The sequence below is a fragment of the Devosia sp. Z11_6 genome (assembly GCF_058133665.1).
In genome coordinates, this window is record NZ_JBYUNQ010000010.1 from 71,113 (window position 1) to 88,382 (window position 17,270).

The 17,270-nt window shown below is 61.3% G+C and carries 13 protein-coding genes and 1 tRNA gene; 8 read left to right on the forward strand and 6 right to left on the reverse strand.

The features are described from left to right. Positions 1–18: 18 nt before the first annotated feature. Complete coding sequence (locus tag AC3YMN_RS19105; protein ID WP_489891263.1) at positions 19–1,257, reverse strand: sugar ABC transporter substrate-binding protein; 1,239 nt, start codon at positions 1,255–1,257, stop codon at positions 19–21. A 189-nt stretch (positions 1,258–1,446) separates the two neighbouring features. Between AC3YMN_RS19105 and AC3YMN_RS19110 the strand changes: the two genes are divergently transcribed. Genes AC3YMN_RS19110 through AC3YMN_RS19120 form a run of 3 tightly spaced genes read left to right on the forward strand, consistent with a single transcriptional unit; the run spans position 1,447 to position 5,901 of the window. After that, positions 1,447–2,670 carry an ROK family protein gene (locus AC3YMN_RS19110; RefSeq protein WP_489891264.1) on the forward strand — a complete coding sequence of 408 codons (1,224 nt, stop codon included), beginning with the start codon at positions 1,447–1,449 and terminating at the stop codon, positions 2,668–2,670. Positions 2,671–2,693: 23 nt separating this feature from the next. Then, positions 2,694–5,030, forward strand: coding sequence for a PIG-L family deacetylase (locus AC3YMN_RS19115; protein ID WP_489891265.1), 2,337 nt, complete (start codon positions 2,694–2,696; stop codon positions 5,028–5,030). A 1-nt stretch (position 5,031) separates the two neighbouring features. Continuing rightward, a complete protein-coding gene (locus AC3YMN_RS19120) occupies positions 5,032–5,901 on the forward strand; it encodes a DMT family transporter (protein WP_489891266.1) in 870 nt (289 codons plus the stop codon). 113 nt (positions 5,902–6,014) lie between these two features. On the opposite strand, the gene AC3YMN_RS19125 is transcribed toward AC3YMN_RS19120, so the two are convergent. Both AC3YMN_RS19125 and AC3YMN_RS19130 read right to left on the reverse strand, forming a co-directional pair. Further along, on the reverse strand, positions 6,015–8,528 hold the full coding sequence (locus tag AC3YMN_RS19125) for a PIG-L family deacetylase (RefSeq protein WP_489891267.1): 2,514 nt from the start codon (positions 8,526–8,528) through the stop codon (positions 6,015–6,017). A gap of 438 nt (positions 8,529–8,966) precedes the next feature. Beyond that, positions 8,967–9,043, reverse strand: a tRNA-Met gene (locus AC3YMN_RS19130). A 179-nt stretch (positions 9,044–9,222) separates the two neighbouring features. On the opposite strand from AC3YMN_RS19130, the gene AC3YMN_RS19135 reads away from it, so the two are divergent. The 5 genes from AC3YMN_RS19135 to AC3YMN_RS19155 all read left to right on the forward strand — a co-directional run bounded on the left by AC3YMN_RS19135 (position 9,223) and on the right by AC3YMN_RS19155 (position 12,348). Next, positions 9,223–10,260, forward strand: coding sequence for an aldo/keto reductase (locus AC3YMN_RS19135; protein ID WP_489891268.1), 1,038 nt, complete (start codon positions 9,223–9,225; stop codon positions 10,258–10,260). Between the two features lie 69 nt (positions 10,261–10,329). Then, complete coding sequence (locus AC3YMN_RS19140) at positions 10,330–11,019, forward strand: DUF599 domain-containing protein (protein ID WP_489891269.1); 690 nt, start codon at positions 10,330–10,332, stop codon at positions 11,017–11,019. Positions 11,020–11,159: 140 nt separating this feature from the next. Beyond that, positions 11,160–11,450, forward strand: coding sequence for a (2Fe-2S)-binding protein (locus tag AC3YMN_RS19145; protein WP_248305160.1), 291 nt, complete (start codon positions 11,160–11,162; stop codon positions 11,448–11,450). Next, positions 11,416–11,901: a bacterioferritin gene (bfr, locus tag AC3YMN_RS19150; RefSeq protein WP_127754558.1), complete on the forward strand. Its 486-nt coding sequence runs from the start codon at positions 11,416–11,418 to the stop codon at positions 11,899–11,901. Before AC3YMN_RS19145 ends, bfr begins: the two co-directional genes overlap by 35 nt. Positions 11,902–11,919: 18 nt before the next feature. Continuing rightward, the gene (locus tag AC3YMN_RS19155; protein ID WP_172125852.1) at positions 11,920–12,348 is read left to right on the forward strand and encodes a VOC family protein; all 429 of its coding nucleotides are present in this window, start codon (positions 11,920–11,922) and stop codon (positions 12,346–12,348) included. A 15-nt stretch (positions 12,349–12,363) separates the two neighbouring features. On the opposite strand, the gene AC3YMN_RS19160 is transcribed toward AC3YMN_RS19155, so the two are convergent. From AC3YMN_RS19160 to AC3YMN_RS19170, 3 genes are all read right to left on the reverse strand, one after another. Continuing rightward, on the reverse strand, positions 12,364–13,338 hold the full coding sequence (locus AC3YMN_RS19160) for an alpha/beta hydrolase (protein WP_248307262.1): 975 nt from the start codon (positions 13,336–13,338) through the stop codon (positions 12,364–12,366). A 123-nt stretch (positions 13,339–13,461) separates the two neighbouring features. Continuing rightward, on the reverse strand, positions 13,462–14,667 hold the full coding sequence (locus tag AC3YMN_RS19165; protein WP_489891270.1) for a lytic murein transglycosylase: 1,206 nt from the start codon (positions 14,665–14,667) through the stop codon (positions 13,462–13,464). A 160-nt stretch (positions 14,668–14,827) separates the two neighbouring features. Beyond that, positions 14,828–16,894: a mechanosensitive ion channel domain-containing protein gene (locus tag AC3YMN_RS19170; protein WP_489891271.1), complete on the reverse strand. Its 2,067-nt coding sequence runs from the start codon at positions 16,892–16,894 to the stop codon at positions 14,828–14,830. Between the last annotated feature and the right edge of the window lie 376 nt (positions 16,895–17,270).

The following is a 17,270-nucleotide window of genomic DNA, read 5'->3' on the forward strand; positions in this document are numbered from 1 at the left end:
CATTGCATGGCTTGGTGGTTACTGACGGCCCTGGTCGATGATGGCCTGCTCAGCCTGCGCCGCCTGGTTCAGCGAGTCCTCGATGGACTGGTTTTCCAGCAGGACGCGGTTGACCATGTCGATCGTGGTCTGGCGTTGCGCCGCTTCGTCATAGAAGCGGGTCGTCTGGGCATATTCCAGACCCTTGAGGAAGGGCCCCAGAATCGGGTCGGCAAGGTTTTTCTCGGTCAAGGCAACGTCCCGGCGAGCGGGAAGCTCACCCACTGCATCAAGCCAGATTTCCATCGCTTCAGGCGAGGAGATATACTGAAGGAACTTCTGTGCAGCAGCGAGCTCTTCACCCTCTGCAGTCGCCCCGATCGCATTGGCGAAATAGCTCGAATAGTTGGAGCGCATGCCGTTGGCGTCGGCCGGCAGCTCCACCACTCCCCATTCGAACGGATTGGCTTCAAAGGCGCCGAGGCGGAAGGTGCCGTCGATGGTCATCGCAGCCAACCCGGCACGGAACGCGGCCTGCCCTTCATCCATGAAGCCGGTCTGCCCCACTTTGTGTTCCGTCTGCAGGTCCGTGTAGAACTTCAGCGCCGCGGCGCCCGCTTCGTCGTTATAAGCGACATTGCCTTCTTCGTCGTAGGGCACACCACCATTCTGGCGCACCAGAACTTCACGCCACCACTGGTGATCCTGCCCGGCCATGTCCAGCGTGATACCGGCTGAGGTCATGTTGCCTCCGCCGTCAACCTTGGTCGTCGCCTTGGCGACGGCAAGCAGTTCTTCAAGGTTCTGTGGCGGCTGAACGCCAGCCTCGTCCAGCAAAGCCTTGTTGTAGAACAGCGCCAGTGAGCGCACTGCGGTTGGCAAACCGTAATAGTCTTCCCCGCGCTTCATCGCCGAAACGATCGGGAAGAACTGCGATTCAATCTCTTCGTGCGGGAATACCGCCGGATCAAGCGGCTTGATCAAGCCACCATTCACGAACTGGTCGGTCCAGCCATAGAACAATTGCACCACGTCTGGCCCCTGGCCCGCAACCTTGGCGGCCACGACACGGGTCTGGTAGTCGGCGTAAGGGAAGGTCGTGTGCTTGACGGTGATGTCAGGATTGGCAGCCTCGAACTTCTCGATCAGCTGGTCCATTGCCTGGACACGGCTGTCGAACACATACTGCCAGTACTCAATTTCCACGGCTTGGGCCGAACCCATTGCCAGCAGGCTGACACCAGCCGCCAGGCCGGCCAAAGTTGTTTTGGTAAGCATTTCTCAGTCCTCCAATAGGGCCGCCGCTCGTCCTCCGGCCCCTCCACCAGTGTGAGGCGGACCAGCCGCCAAGCGCCACTAGCGTCAGATATGTGACGCTCCCTTGTCAATAAAATAATCTACTTGAGTTATTACCCTTCCGTTCTAAGCTCTCGTTGGAGGAGATGGGCTTGGTGAGGGGGCGAGAACGTGAACAGCCGCAGCAAGAGCGAATTGCGCCAGCGGGTGGCGATCGGGTCCAACCCGGAGCGGAACCGGGCGCACAACCGCCGTGTCGTGCTGGAGGTGATTCGCATGCACGATCACCTCGGCCGCACCGAAATCGCCCGCCGCGCTCATCTCACGCCTCAAGCCGTGGCCAACATCGTTTATGAACTGCTCGAGGAAGGCTTGCTGATCGAACTGGGCCGCCTGCGCTCGGGGCGTGGCCAACCACCCATCCAGTTTGCTGTTAATCCCGACGGGCCCCTTACGGCAGGGGTCGAAATTGCGGCCGACCATATGGTCACCGCCCTTGTCGACCTGTCGGGAGGCGTGCGGGCACAATCGATCATTTCCCTCTCCGAAGCCGGGCCCGACACTGTTCCTGGTCAAGTCGCTCAAGAGGTTGAGCGACTGCAAACCTCGCTCCGTGCCGACCAGAACAAGCTGCTGGGCATCGGTGTCGTTATGCCCGGCCCATTTGAAGTGGAGGGGATGAGCTCGGTTGGCCCGGCGACCCTGCCTGGCTGGACAGGTGTTGATCCGGCCGCGCTCTTCTCCAGGGCAACCGGGCAACATGTCGTGGTGGAAAACGATGCCACCGCGGCAGTGGTCGCCGAGCGGCTTTACGGTGCTGGACGCCAGCTCGGCAGCTTCTGCTTTTTGTATTTCGGGGTCGGTCTCGGACTTGGGGTGATCCAGGATGGCCGTCCGCTGCGCGGTGCTTTCGGTAACGCCGGTGAAATTGGTCATCTCAGCCTTGTCCCGCGCAAAGGAACTGCCCGCTATGGCCCCGCTGGCGCATTGGAACGCTTTGTGTCGGTCTTTGCCCTACGCGAACGCTTGGCGATGGCGGGAATATATGTCGCCACCGTCGAAGACATCCAAAAGCTCCACGATGATCAAAATCAGACCCTGGTGGAGTGGATCGACATGGCCGCTGACTATCTCGCACCCACAGTTGCCATGCTCGAAAACATCTTTGACCCAGAAACGGTTATCTTCGGCGGCGGCCTTCCGGACGCAGTGCTCGAAGCTGTTATCGCCGCCCTCGATCCACTTCCTGTCTCGGTTGCGACGCGCCACCAGCGGCCGTTGCCCCGCGTCATGCGGGGACAAACGGGTCAGCTCACCGCCGCGCTCGGCGCAGCCGCCCTGCCGCTGCTCGACACGGTTTCTCCCCATCTGAGCATCGCCGACCCCACCGGCTGACTCTTAAACTCTGGACCACTTTCATGCTCGATGATCGCCAGCGCTTGCACCGTCGTGCCACATCGCCCCGTCTCGTGCGCCTGTATCGCGCGCTTTCTCGCTTGCGTTCAACGGTAACGGTGATGAATACCGGAGCCCATCCAGACGACGAGCACAATGGCATGCTGGCCTTGCTGCGGCACCATTATGGCATGCGCATCGTCGTCGCCTGTTCCACCCGCGGCGAAGGGGGGCAGAACACGCTTGGACCGGAGCGATCGGGTGCGCTGGGCGTTCTGCGCTCGCGTGAAATGGAAGAAGCCGCCCGCGTCATCGATGCGGATATCGCCTGGCTCGGCCATGGCCCGGATGATGCGGTTCATGACTTCGGTTTCTCCAAATCTGGTCCGGACACGCTGGCTCGCTGGGGCGAGGACTTGATCATTGAGCGCCTGGTGCGCGCCTACCGGCAATATCGCCCTGATATCGTCATCCCCACCTTCCTCGATGTCGGAGGCCAGCACGGCCATCATCGGGCGATGACCCAGGCGGCCAAAAGAGCGCTGGCTCTTGCGGCTGACCCCACCTATCGCACGGACGAGCTTGCCCCCTGGCGGGTGGCCAAGTTCTACCTGCCGGCCTGGTCGGGCGGCGGCGGCACCTATGACGACGAAGTGCCCCCGCCTGCAGCGACGACCTGGATCGAGGCGCAAGGCGTGGATGAAGCCACCGGCATGAGGTTTGACCGCCTGGGGGAGGCATCACGTGCCTTTCACGCCAGCCAGAACATGGGCCACTGGCAGCACCCCGCCCAGACGCAATGGGGGCTGCATCGCGTTGGCGGCACCGCAGAGGACAGCATTCTCGCTGGCCTGCCTTCCCGGCTCGCCGATCTCGGTCCCTCGTCTCAGCTTGCCCAAGCGGATGCTGCTATCGAGGAGGCGCTGGCGCAATTTGCCGACGGCACCGCCGTCGTCGCAGCACTAGCGCAGGCGCGGCAGGCTCTCGGTGGTGCCACCGCCCATGTTGCGCCAGAACACACCCATCGGCTGCAACGCAAGCTGCGCGAGGTGGACACGGCCATGGCGCTGGCTGCGGGCTTAGAGATTTCTGCCGCGCTTGCTTCAGACAGCGTAACGCCTGGTGGCTGCGTCGATCTCTTTATTGAGGCCGAGCCCGGCACTGCCGAAGCGATCGCGATAACGCCGGTCGCGTCCTCCGCCTTCGAACCCTCTGAAAGCCTGCATCTGTCGGACGACAAAGCCGTGCTGACGTTACGGGCACGACAAGGTGCCGATATAGCCAACGCCTTCCTGCCGCAGTGGGAGAGCCTGGGTGGCAACGGCAGGATTTGGCTCAAGGCCCAGGCAAATGTCGGGGGAGAGGAGATCACCTTTGCCATCGACACTGAAGAGCCTTTGCAGATCGCCCCGGCGCATAGCCTCGCCATTGTGCCCGACGCATTGATCCTGCCGCAAGGCGACCAGGCTCCCCGCACGATCAATGCAAAAGCGGAAAAAATAGCGGAGATCACGATCGCGCCGGTGCCGGGCCTGACCGTCGCCACCCACCGGAACAGTTTGACTGTCACCCCTGCAGCAGACCTTCCGCGCGGCCGTTATACCCTGCCCGTCCTGGTCGATGGTCTCCAGGCCCACAGCGTTGCCGCATTCGCCTATCCGCATATTGGCCGCGCCCGCTTCGTGCGGCCGCTCAACCTTGACATCCTGGCGCTCGATCTGGCGCTGCCAAGCACCCGCGTGGGCTATATCGGCGGTGGCGCTGACCGGGTCGGCCTCTGGCTGGAGCGCATGGGTGCACAGGTCGCCGATCTGGATGCCGATGCCCTCGCCGGCGATCTCTCGGGCCTTGATACGATCGTGGTCGGCATCTTTGCCTTTGGAACCCGCCCGGATCTTGCGGCCGCAACGAACAAGCTCCACGACTGGGTAAAGAGTGGCGGGCACCTTGTCACCCTCTACCACCGGCCCAGTGATGGCTGGAACCCGCAAGCCACCCCACCACTGCCGCTCACCATTGGCAGCCCGTCGCTGCGCTGGCGGGTCACCAACCCTGCGGCGGAAGTCACCTTGCTTGCGCCAAACCACCCGCTCTTTAGTGGACCCAACCAGATCACCACCGCCGACTTCGCGGGGTGGAACAAGGAGCGCGGGCTTTATTTCGCTTCAAGCTGGGACGCTGCCTATCAGCCCCTCTTGTCGATGAGTGATGCAGGGGAAGCGCCGCTCACTGGATCCCTGCTTTCCGCCTCGATCGGTGCGGGTCGCCACACCCATACCAGCCTGGTGCTCCACCATCAGCTTGATCGTCTGGTGCCCGGCGCCTTTCGGGTGATGGCGAACCTGCTGCAAGCGGCCTGAGATGGAGTCAACAAGGCCCTCAGGGGCGGGCATCGCCTGGCTCATGAGTGACATGCTGCTGGTCACTGTAATGACAGTGCTGGTCAAGCTCGGCGGCGCCACCTATCCAGCCGTTCAGATGGTGTTCATCCGCTCGTTGATTGGCCTGGTTGGCGTCCTCCCCCTCGCCTGGCGGCACCGCCATTCCCTCAGCCAAACTCGCCAATGGGGACGCCACGGCTTCCGCGTGCTCTGCAACACCCTGGCGCTGAATGCCAATTTTGCTGCCCTTACCGCCCTTCCTCTCGCCCTCGTCAATGCCATCGGCTTCATGCGCCCGCTCGTGGTCCTGGCTTTGGCCACCTGGCTGTTGGGGGAGCGCTCCGGACCTTGGCGCTGGGTTGGCGCCGTGATTGGATTTGCGGGCGTCCTCGTCATGGTGGGCCCCAGCGAGATGCACTGGAACCTTGGTTTGATCGCCGCTCTTGCCACCGTGCTCTTTGGCTCGCTTGCTACGGTGCAAACCCGCGCGCTGGCTGCCGAGAACACCACGGTACTTATGGTCTTCTATACGGTTGGTCTTTCGGTGTTCACGGCACTTCCGGCCCTTATAGCCTGGCAGCCGGTCGCCATGGCGGACTGGCCCTTGCTACTTGGGATCGGCGTGCTCGCCCAGATCGGGCAGTACTGCTATTTGCGCGCTTATCAAAGCACGCCAGCCAATCTCCTGGCGCCGTTCGGCTACCTATCGATTGTGCTGGCGAGCCTTGCCGGTTTTCTGGCCTTTGGCGAAATTCCGGCCTGGACCACCATCGCCGGCATCGCCATCATTTTGGGCGCCCTGCTGCTTACGTCGCGCCAGGACCGTCCCAGGCCATCGCGCGTGCTCTAGGCTTCCTGTACTTCATAGGCAAACGCCCCCGGCCCTGAAGGACCGGGGGCTGCCGCCGCAACTGCGGCCGCGAGCCGGTGCGCTCGTGGGAGGCCGAGCGGACCGAACAGGATCTAGCTAGCGCGCTTGGCTGGCTGAATCAGATTGGCCATCAGGCGGAAGGCCCCAGGAGTTAGCTTGTCCATTTGGTGGTGCAGGATGAGACTGGTATGGGTGTGCCGCCCCTCCCCGATCTCAGCGGTTAGCAGCGAGCCGGTCAGCGGCTCCTCGCCGGGATCGTTCATTGCCAGGAGCGGGCGATAGGCTTCGTCCCACTCCGACGCGAAATACAGCCCCCGTTCCTTGTCCCAATTGGCCCAATCGGCTTCCCCGATCTTGTTGGGATAATTGAGCAGGGGATGATCGGGCTCGAGCACCTCAACGGCAGCTTCGGCGTCGGTGACCCGGTAGCGGATCGAGGGTGATCCGATCTGGAGGTAAGCCAGTGGCACCATTTCTGGATCCCAGCCATCGGACGGCCGGTGATAAAGCGTCACCAGGTGCCCGCCATTGCGCACCCATTCATGAATGCCCGCGAGCGCTGCCACCAGATCGTCGCGGCGCCCGAAGGAGAAGATGCCGACCACCAGGGTATCGAGATCGCGGTAGGCCCCTGCTTCCATATCGGCAGCCGTCAGCTCTTTCAGATCAACTCCCATCCGGGACAGCCAGGTGCCGACATTGTCATTACCCCCACCAATATAGCCGATGCGGCCTTCCGGTAGCGCCGCACCTACCGCCTGCACAGGGATCGCTATTTCCGTCGGCACCACCGAGCGCCCGATATAGGGATAGCTGAAGACGTTGATGGCATAGGCAGGCTTGTTGAGCAGTTTGGGTGCGATGGTGATGCGCTCTGTGCCCAGTTCTGCGGGGGGAACCAGCTCGAAAGTGCCAGCCTCGGTGCCGGTTTTTCCCTTTGCTGTTGCAGCCCAGCCTTCGGGCAGATCGAAGTCCAGATCGGCGGTGGTGGCGCCCGAAACCACCGCAGTCATCTCAACCGGGGAAATCTGGGCTTCGGTGTTGAACAGCACGGCATCGGGCTTGAGTTCGAGCGACGCCTCGGGCAGGACGCGCAAGGCGTCCTCCAGATCGATGTCGAGCACTGCCTCATAGCCCGAAATCTCGGCCGTCAGCTGCACAAAGGCATCCCCATTGCCACCAAGCGGATCGAACTGCTCGGTCAGCGGATTGGTCAAGGCCGCGTCAGGCGCGATGTTGACGCCTACGCCTTCCACGTCATTTTCCCCCGCGCCGATACCATCGCGCGACTTGACCGTGATCGATTTCACCGCCACCTGCCCGGGTGCATCAACAACGGTCTTGACGATGATTTCTTCACCGGGACGAAGATCGCCACCATCGGTATAGGCGCGGATCTGCATGCCGGCGGCAGTGGCCAGCGCCAGATCGGTTTCCCGGATTTTGCGCTCAAGGCGATGGGCGACCTGGTCCTGCAGTTCAGGCGGAACTGCGCTTTGCGCTTCCTTGAGGGCCTTGCCGATTTCCACCAGCTTGGCGGTGACAACGGCCGGGTCGCCGTAATCATCCACCGCTTCTTCGATCAGCCCCTGGGCATTGCGCAAGGCCTCGGCGGCTCCAGCGGGCATTCCATCGAGCTCGGCGATGTGTCCAACAGTGGCGACAAGACCGTCGCGGATATCCGCTTCTTCCTTGCCGGCTTCGCTGACCGAAGCCCAGCTGAGGTTGAGCGGCCATTCGGTCTGCGGGTCTGGGCGCCAGCGGCCCATCCCTTGCGTCAGATGGCAGGAGCGCGACCATTCACCCATTTGCGGGAAGGTGGCCCCAGAGATCGGGTCTCGTTCAGGCGCCTTGATCACCAGCGTCGTTGGCGGCGGCGGGGTTTCGTCATCATAAACGCCCCCGCCCCCACCCCAGGCGGGTTGATAGATCTTGGGCACGGTCCAGGGCTTTAGGCCGGCCGCGATCTGTTCGGGGAATTCCGCCTCATTGCCGGAAAGATCGGCCACGATAAAGGTCGCGACATTGGCAGCGCGATGGTGACCATGCTGTCCGCCAACATCCAGGAAGCAATTCATGATCACATCGGGCTTGTATTGGCGTACGGCCCAAGTCATCCGCTCGATCACGCGATCACGACCCCAGCGGTCGATTGTTGCATTGGGATCCTTGGAGAACCCGAAATCGTGCATGTGGTCGTGGTGCCCCTGGCTACCGAAGGCCAGCGAGGCGTCCAGCGCCCGCGACGCCTCCGTCATTTCGCGCGTCCGCAACACACCCAGCACGGATCCGAGTTCCGGACCGATGGCGTTCTGGCCGCCCTCGCCGCGCGTGATGCAGTAAAGCACCGGGCGAATGCCGTAGACATGCCGAAGTGCCGCCAGCATGCCGCTGGGCTCATCGTCGGGATGGGCCCCCGTGGTCATCAGTGTCACGGTCGAGGTTAGCCGTTCGAGCTGGCGATAAAGTTTGACGAGGGCCGGCTCGCCTTTTTGCGCTGCGATCAGGTCGAGATCTGATGCCGGGGCCGCCCAAGCTGGAATTTGCGTAGTCGCCAGCAAGGGGGGAACGGACGCGATAAAGGTTCTGCGGGTGAGTCGGGTCATGGAACAGCCTCTCCTTAGCTGTCACGCCTGCCTCCTGCAGGCTGGTGACGGTAAGGGAAGACTGCGGCGCACTTTAAGTTAACTCAAGTAGGTTAATCGGCTTTTTTGCGTCGGCTGTGCGGGTGCCGGCGGGGATAGTGTAGCGGCTCCTCATGGCGAGGCGCCAGGCAACGCACGTGTCGTGCAGATTGCAATGACTGGTGATGAGGCTGCCTGCCGGTTGTCCAGCCACTTATCGCCAACATGACGGGCAACTTCATGCCGGGGCGAAAGGCGCCGAGTGAGGGCCATCCATGTCGATCTGGTGTGGGGGGATAGTGGGCCGGTTCACGCAACGCGCGCTGCGGGCGCGCCGGCAACCTGAAATCGGCCCTCCTCCCGAGCTGCCAGCTTCGCTGCGGCCAATAAAAAAGCGCCCTTGCGGGCGCTTTTTTATTTTGGTTGCGGGAGCAGGATTTGAACCTGCGACCTTCAGGTTATGAGCCTGACGAGCTACCGGGCTGCTCCATCCCGCGTCAACCGTTTGGCTAGCGCCGAACGTGACGGGTATATACGAGCTGGTTCGGGATAGCTCAACCCCTAAACGACGACAAAAACGCTTTCTTGGGGAGAACGCGTCTGCTCGCGCGGCCAAGCTCGCTTTACCGCACACGCCAGCCCTGCTTAGTGTGCCGCCGCAAACCGGAACCGATTCATGAACACCAGACGCCTTGGCCGTACCGACATCCACGTAAGCGAACTGTGCCTTGGCACCATGACCTGGGGTAGCCAGAACACCGAAGCCGAAGGCCATCGGCAAATCGACATGGCGCTGGAAGCCGGTCTCAATTTCATGGATACCGCCGAGCTTTATGCGGTGCCCGGCAGCCCGCAGACCTCCGGGCGTACCGAAGAAATCATCGGCAGCTGGTTTGCCAGTTCCGGCAAGCGCGACAAGTGGATTCTGGCTTCCAAGATTGCCGGTGGCGGCTCCAAACATATCCGCGACGGGCGACGATCAGATGGCGAATCGATCCGAGTGGCGGTGGAGCAAAGCCTGAGCCGGCTGCGGACCGACTACATCGACCTTTACCAAATACATTGGCCCTCGCGCGGCCACTACAATTTCGATAACTCGTGGACCTACGCGCCCCAAAAGCAGCAGACAGCGGACGTGCTGGGCAATATCGAGGACATGCTTGAAACCCTGGGCGCGCTGGTCCAGCAGGGCAAGATACGGCATATCGGCGTCTCCAACGAGACCACCTGGGGGATAACACAATGGCTGCGCATCGCCGAGGCCAAGGGGCTGCCCCGCCTTGTATCCGTGCAAAACGAATATAGTCTCCTACGTCGCCACTTCGATCTCGATCTTGCTGAGCTGAGCCACCACGAGGATGTCGGGCTCCTTGCCTATTCCCCGCTCGCCGCCGGTATTTTGACGGGCAAGTATGCGGATGGCACCGTTCCCCCAGGCAGCCGAGCTGACTATCAAGGCGGCATGTGGCGACTGAACGAGCATTCTAAGGCAGCCACCCAGGCCTATATTGCCCTGGCGCGAGAGGATGGGTTGGATCCGGTGCAAATGGCACTCGCGTTCTGCCTCACCCGTCCCTTCTTGACGTCGGTCATTGTTGGGGCGACCAGCACCGAACAGCTGGCCACTGCGCTGGGTGCTGCCGATTGCGTGCTGTCGCCCGACGTTCTGGCCGGCATCGAGGCCATTCACCGCCGCTATCCGCGCCCGATCTGATCGGGCGCATTCCCAATTGCCGCATTGGCGCAGTAAGCTCGGTCACCACAACCATTCCAACGGGCTGCGATGACCCTGCTTACCACTGTCTTTCCGCTGCTCTGCTACTTCGCCTACAACATCATCGTGCCGATGGTGGAGCGGCGCCGCCCTTCATTGTCGGTGATCATGAACATGCAGCGGCGGCGCTGGGTGGCGAATGCGGCACGGCGCGAAAGCCCGTTTGACGCCATCCTTTCGGGCAACATCATGCAGTCCGTCAGCTTTCTTGCCTCCACCGCCGTACTGCTGGTCTTGGCAGTGTTCGCGGTTTTTGGCCAATTGCCCGCGCTGATGGACGCTCTGGAGTCCCTGTCACTGGACCGCACCTATTCCATCGTTGAAGTGCAGATGCATCTCGTCGTCATGCTTGCCATGTTCGTGCTGGCCTTTTTTGCCTTCACGCTCTCGCTGCGCCAGTTCAATCATTTTTGCATCATGCTGGGTGCACTCGATCACGAAACCCAAGCCACGCCCGAGGAAATCGACGCGATTGCTCATATGAACGCCCTGGGAGCGCGCAACTTCAACAGTGGCATCCGTGCGTACTACTTCTCTGTCGCCACAGTTGCCTGGTTCGTGTCCGAATGGTTGGCCGTGGCGGTCTGCCTTTGCACCGTCCTAGTACTGGCTTATCGGGAATTCTTCTCGACGGCGCACCGCACCGCGGCATCGGCTGCCCTCATTGCCGCCAGGCGCCAGAAGGGACAACGGCAATAGCTCCGTCCTGCAGACGCTGCGCCTGCTGCTGATTAACCGACACCATTTTGTGACATTGACAATCAGCAATAACGAACGCTACTGCACTCCCATCCACCCACGAGAAGTTCTGGCACGCTATGCTCGTCTGCCAATGCAACATGATTACCTCCAAGCAGATCGAGGACATCGTCCTTGAACTGCTCGAACAAGATCCGTGGCAGTTGGTCGTGCCCGCAAAGGTCTACCGCGAACTGGAACGCCGTGCTAAATGCGGCGGCTGTGTACCTAATGTGGTGGACATCATCGTCCGCGTGACGGAGAGCTTCCACCTGCAGCAGGCACGAACCCCGGGCGAACTTGTCGATGTACAGGCCCGCTTGGAAAAGCTTAAGCAGAAACGGAACGGAGTACCGCGTGAAGGGCGAACCACAGGTCATAGAGCGGCTTAACGAGGCCCTCTTTCTTGAACTCGGTGCAGTCAACCAATACTGGGTGCACTACAGGCTGCTCGACGACTGGGGCTATCGCAAGCTCGCCGCCAAGGAGCGCGCCGAGTCGATCGAAGAAATGCACCATGCCGATCGCTTGATCGAACGCATCATTTTCCTTGAAGGCCATCCGAATCTGCAGCGCGTTGCGCCACTGCGTATTGGCCAGACCATCAAGGAAGTGCTCGAGGCCGATCTGGCCGGCGAATACGAGGCGCGTGAAGCCTATCGCACCAGCCGCGAGCTCTGCTCACAGCTGCACGATCATGTTTCCAAGCAGCTCTTCGATGAACTGCTCGCCGATGAGGAAGGTCACATCGACTTCCTTGAAACCCAGCTGGACTTGTTGGCCAAGATTGGCGAGGAGCGCTACGGTCAGCTCAACGCCGCTCCAGCGGACGAGGCTGAATAACGGCTTAAGAGGCGCAAGATGATCTGGCATGTTGGACGACTGATCGACCATGTTCATCTTCGTGCCCGTGACTTCGAGGCCACCCGGCGCTTCTACGGAGCCGCACTCTCAACCCTTGGCCGCCCCATTGAGCAAGGCGGCCAAGGCTGGTTTCAGGTGGACGAGTTGTTCGTCGACGCTGCCGACGCCGCCTCTGCGCCAACGCACATCCATCTAGCCTTCCAGGCTCGCGATCGCGAAACGGTGGACAAGTTCTACCAGGCAGCTCTTGCCGCTGGCGGCAAGGATAATGGCGCGCCGGGGGAGCGTTCCTACCACCCGGGCTATTACGCCTGCTTTGTGCTCGACCCCGACAACAACAACATCGAAGCGGTGTTCCACGGCCCCGCAGCACGCTCGGCTGAATCGGTGGAGCTTCGGCCGATCACTGAAACTGACCAAAGCTGAAGGCGCAGTTGATCGTCACTGCGCGATGGGCTGAAACATTGAATTGAGCTGCTCTGCGATCTGGTCCATCGGGGCAATCGCCTCTGGCAGCTGCTCGGGCGCTTCGGGCGCCACTGCCGCGTAAGGCACCCCGCTCGGGAACGCACCAAACATCTGGAAGAACGACACCATGTCGTCGAGCACCGGCATGCGCCAACGCCAGAGCGAGCCCATGGCAATCACCGGCTCCATGTGACCAAAGCCTTCATAATATTTGGTGGTGACCCAAACGCCATTGGCCTTCAGCACCTCAGCGAAGTGCTGGGTGTTCTGCATACGCACAATAGGGTCAGTGGTGCCGGTGGCCAGATACATGGGTGGCGCATCCGGGCCAACAAGATTGATTGGCTGCGTGCCTTCGGGATTCGGCGCCGAGCCAAAGGCTTCGCGTACCTCACCATATTCGAACGGGTAGAAATCGTAAGGCCCCGAGAGCGCCGCGACGCCCCGGATCGACAGCGTCACCCCATATTCGCGCAAGAATGACGGCTCCAGCGCCAGCATTACGGCGTTGTAGGCGCCGGCCGAATGCCCGGCCAGGAACAAGCGATTAGGATCGCCGCCATAGTCGGCGATGTTGTCCTGCACCCACCGGAGTGCATTGGCACTGTCCTCAAGAAACCCAGGGAATCGCACTTCGGGTACATGGCGGTAATCAGCGATCACCGTGACAAATCCGCGGGCGGCGAGCGCGCGGCCCGCGAACTGGTAGTCGCTCCGCTCGCCGCGATTCCAGCCGCCCCCATAGATAAAGAAGACGACCGGTGCAGCGGCGCCACGCTGCTCGGGGGCGTAGATGTCCAGCTTGTGCCGGGGTCCGTCGGCATAGGCTAGCCCATCGGCCACCTTGGCGGTACCGCTGTCCATTGACGCAGGAAGGTTGAACGGGTCCATCACTGACACGGCCAGGGCCGGGCTGGCTTGGAGTGAGGAAGCCAGCAGAACGGCCATAATGGCTCCGCGCAGCGATCTAACCGAGACAAGTTTCATCATGGGGCAAAGCAATCGAAGTGCGGGATAACGAAGATGCCCGGCCAAGCCGGGCATATTGTGACGGCGGATGAACTCTCGAGACTAGCGCTTCAGGGAGTCCAGCAGGCGCCCGGAGATATAGCCGTCAGCCGGCAATCCGGCCTTGGCCTGGTAGGCTAGGACAGCAGCCCGGGTCTTGGGGCCGAGCACACCGTCTGGAGAGCCAATATCAAATCCGGCGCGGGCCAACAGGCTTTGGAGCTCTGCGCGTTGGCTCTTGTTCAGTGCATAGTCCCGGGGCCAGGGGACAACAAAGGGACCGCCGCCGATGATCCGGTCGGCCAGATGTCCAACGGCCAGAGCGTAACTGTCTGAGTTGTTGTAGCGTTTGATCACTTCGAAATTTGGCAGCAAAAGAAAGGCGGGCCCCGAGGCACCTGTTGGCAAGTAGAGCCGGGCTGTATCGCTGGAGCGAGGGAATGGCTTGCCGGAAGCTCGGCTGATACCCATGGCCTGCCACTGGCTGACTGAGGCGCGCTCCATCTGCCGCGCGGCAGCGAAATTGAACCCTTGTGGGAGGCGAACTTCATAGCCCCAGGTCTCGCCCGGGCGCCAGTTGAATGACTTGAGATAGTTGGCGGTAGAGCCCAAGGCATCAGGCACTGAATTCCAGATGTCCTTGCGACCATCACCGTTGAAATCAACAGCGTAGCGCATGAAGCTGGAGGGCATGAACTGGGTGTGCCCCATGGCGCCCGCCCAGGATCCCACCATGTTACGGGGGCTTACATGGCCATCCGAAACGATGCGCAGGGCGTTGAGCAGTTCATCGCGGAAGAAATCCGCTCGATAGCCACCTTCCGTCAGCGTCGCCAAGGCATGGATGGTGTTGTTCCCACCCATGAAGCCACCGAAATTGGTCTCCATGCCCCAAATCGCCAACACGACCTCGGGCTGCACACCATAGCGCTGCGCCGCCGCGGAAAGCGTCTGGTTCCACTCGGCGCGCATTGCTCGGCCCTTTGCCGCTTGCGCGTCCGTCACTCGCTTGGTGACATAGTCTGACGCCAATGAGGCAAACTCCGGCTGCTTGCGCGTGAGCTCCATGACTTGAGGGATCGGACTATACCCAGCAAACGAAGCTTCGAAGGCCTTCCGGCTCACTCCCCTTGCTTCCGCTTGTGGCCAGAGCCCACGAACGAAATCGGCGCTACTGGCAAGCGCAGGCGCGCTTCCGAAGTTCAACAAAGCGGCAAAACAAAGCGCTACAATCGAGTAGCGCGACCTTCTGAGCGACGGGTGCAACATCAAGTGAGCCTCCGGAGAGTGCGAAAAGGCTTAAGCGAGGCGGCTAAAGCCGGTCTGCGCGATGGCGGTTGTCTCGCCACCGCTACCACAAACTTAACTATCCGGATTAAGATCACCTTAAGGCTCCGGTTCAAGCAGATCACGTCGACGTCATTGCCGCTCACGCGAGGGCGCGTTGGTTGTCATCGCCACCAAAGGGCACGCTTGCGTCAGCTGCGCCCTTGGCCCGTACATAGGTGATGTGCGGATAGGGAATCTCGATTCCGCGCTCTTCGAACACCGTCTTGACGATCTCGCTATAGGTCCGACCCGTGCCCCAGTGCTTGCCGGGCAGGGTCTTGATGCGCACCCGCACCACCACGGCGGAATCGCCGAACGCAATGATCCCCTGCATGTCGAGCTCGTCAATAATCTCGTTCTTGTGCTCGGTTTCCAGCAAACGCTCAAAGGCGTCCCGCAGCGCCTGCTTGACGACGCTGATATCGGACTCGTAGGCGACACTGATTTCAGCCACATGGAAGGAGAAACCCTTCACCATGTTGGAAACCAGATCCACCGACGAGAACGGGATCAGGTGGAGGGTTCCGGTTTGATCGCGAATGCTGACCGACCGGATGGTGAGTTTTTCCACCACCCCGGACTTCCCACCGGCCTCCACCACATCCCCCTCGTTCATGACGTTTTCGAACTGGATAAAAATGCCGGTGATGATGTCTTGCACAAGCTTCTGGGATCCAAAACCGATAGCCAGACCCAGCACACCAGCCCCTGCCAGCAGCGGCGCGATATTGACGCCGATCTGTGCCAAGGCCAGCATCACGCCAAACACCACCAGTGCGATCGTGAAAGCATTCTTGAACAGGCTCAGCAGAGTTTTCTCGCGCGCTGTCGGCATCTTGCCGGCTCTGGCGCTGAGCCGAAACTCGATCCACGACGCCACGACGATATAAAGCACCACGCAGGCGAGAACGATAAACGCTGCGGCGATGAGGGAGCCCACGATCTCCTGGCCCCGTTCCGAACCCAACCAGCCGAGTGCATCGAACATCCCCCAGGCCTGCACGACGGCGAGGACAACACCCGCAACGACCACAAGGCGGATGATCTGCATGACGCGGGGCACAAAGGCTTGCAGCCGCGTCTCAAGGAGAGGCAAGTTCTCGCGCACATCCTCAGGCAAACTCAAACCGAAGCGGATCACCCGAGAGATGGCGCCCGAAATAGCCATTCCGGCCAGGACCGCGATGGCCGTCTGGAAGGTTGCGCCCAACATGAACGGGAGGGCCCCGTCCGGATTGGCAAACCAGGCGACCAGCAGTGTGAGGAGGTAGGCGATGGCCACAACGTGCCAATAGCGGCCCACAAGAAGGAGCGCCTGACCGACCCCGTCATTGCCGCGCTCCGCGGCAACCTCGGTGAGCCGGGCTCGTGCCCCTTCCTTGCACTGCAGCACCACGATGATGGCCAATGCCACCGATGCGGTCATGGCGATAACTTGGACGGCGGCGGCCGCATCACGCGAAACACTACTTGAAAGCACGGGAGCGACGAAAAAAAACGTATAACCGAGCAGCGATATCAGCCGGCCGGTGCAGAACGACCAATAAGCCGCGTCGCTGTTCGAGAGAGGAATCCAGCGTAATGCCGCCGAACGCGGGGAAAAAACTGTATGGATAAGGAGCTTGCTGAGTTCCACCAATAGGAACGCGTTGAGCAACAGCGACTCGTTGACACCCACCTGCCCGCCACTGTCTCTGGCCAAAGTCAGCGCGGTGGCAAAACCAATCCCCCAGGACATCAACACCGAGGCCCCGTCGATCAGCGCCGCCGCAACGAAGGCCCCTGTCCGTACGCGCCATCCGCGCGCCGCCACCCGGCCGGCTAAACGCTGTTGCAGCCAAATGACGACGATGCGCAGGGCCATCAGGCTGCCGAAGAGCCCAGCAGCAACGAGCGCGAGGTTCAAGGCTGCGGTACGCACCTGGGCGAAGTCGGTACTGAGGGCCGCATTGATGCTACCGCGAAAGTCCTGCACGACGTGAACGAACGCATCAGCGGCGCGCCCGGCGGTTTTGGACAGAGCCCTTGTATGTTCCGCCAGTTGACGGGCGACGCTCAGCGTCGGGGCCGGCTCCTCTACTGGTGCGCTGGCATCCTGGCCTGCGGCCCCTTCCAGGCGCTCAATGAGCGCCTGCCGGGCGGCATCGTTTTCGAGGATTTCGATCAACTGCCTGACGCTTTGATCGTCCTGGACCTCGCTATCGCTAGCCGTAGCCGGCTGGTCTGCGGATGGAAGAAGAGGCACCTGAGCGAGCGCACTGCCCGTTAGCGCCGGTGCGAGCATGCACAAGATCAAAAGAATACGCGCAAGGATCATGAAGGACGGGGCCGGAAGTTTGGGAGCGGGAAAATGGTGGTAGCATACTGGGCCCACACCACGGCAAGGATATGGCCTTCTTCTATCCCCTCTCCCCCGCTCATCTCCGAACGACAAAAAGCCCCGCCTCATTTCTGAGTGCGGGGCTTTTGTTTCGAGATTGTATTGAGACATCCGTTTTTGGCAGACCTGGCAGCGACCTACTCTCCCAAGCCTTAAGACTTAG

Bases quoted from the DNA above. Each gene is read 5' to 3' on its own strand.
- AC3YMN_RS19160 (WP_248307262.1), bottom strand. From the start codon at position 13,338: ATGGCCGTTCTGCTGGCTTCCTCACTCCAAGCCAGCCCGGCCCTGGCC.
- AC3YMN_RS19165 (WP_489891270.1), bottom strand. From the start codon at position 14,667: ATGTTGCACCCGTCGCTCAGAAGGTCGCGCTACTCGATTGTAGCGCTT.
- AC3YMN_RS19115 (WP_489891265.1), top strand. From the start codon at position 2,694: ATGCTCGATGATCGCCAGCGCTTGCACCGTCGTGCCACATCGCCCCGT.
- AC3YMN_RS19120 (WP_489891266.1), top strand. From the start codon at position 5,032: ATGGAGTCAACAAGGCCCTCAGGGGCGGGCATCGCCTGGCTCATGAGT.
- AC3YMN_RS19135 (WP_489891268.1), top strand. From the start codon at position 9,223: ATGAACACCAGACGCCTTGGCCGTACCGACATCCACGTAAGCGAACTG.
- AC3YMN_RS19145 (WP_248305160.1), top strand. From the start codon at position 11,160: ATGATTACCTCCAAGCAGATCGAGGACATCGTCCTTGAACTGCTCGAA.
- AC3YMN_RS19125 (WP_489891267.1), bottom strand. From the start codon at position 8,528: ATGACCCGACTCACCCGCAGAACCTTTATCGCGTCCGTTCCCCCCTTG.
- AC3YMN_RS19140 (WP_489891269.1), top strand. From the start codon at position 10,330: ATGACCCTGCTTACCACTGTCTTTCCGCTGCTCTGCTACTTCGCCTAC.
- AC3YMN_RS19155 (WP_172125852.1), top strand. From the start codon at position 11,920: ATGATCTGGCATGTTGGACGACTGATCGACCATGTTCATCTTCGTGCC.
- AC3YMN_RS19105 (WP_489891263.1), bottom strand. From the start codon at position 1,257: ATGCTTACCAAAACAACTTTGGCCGGCCTGGCGGCTGGTGTCAGCCTG.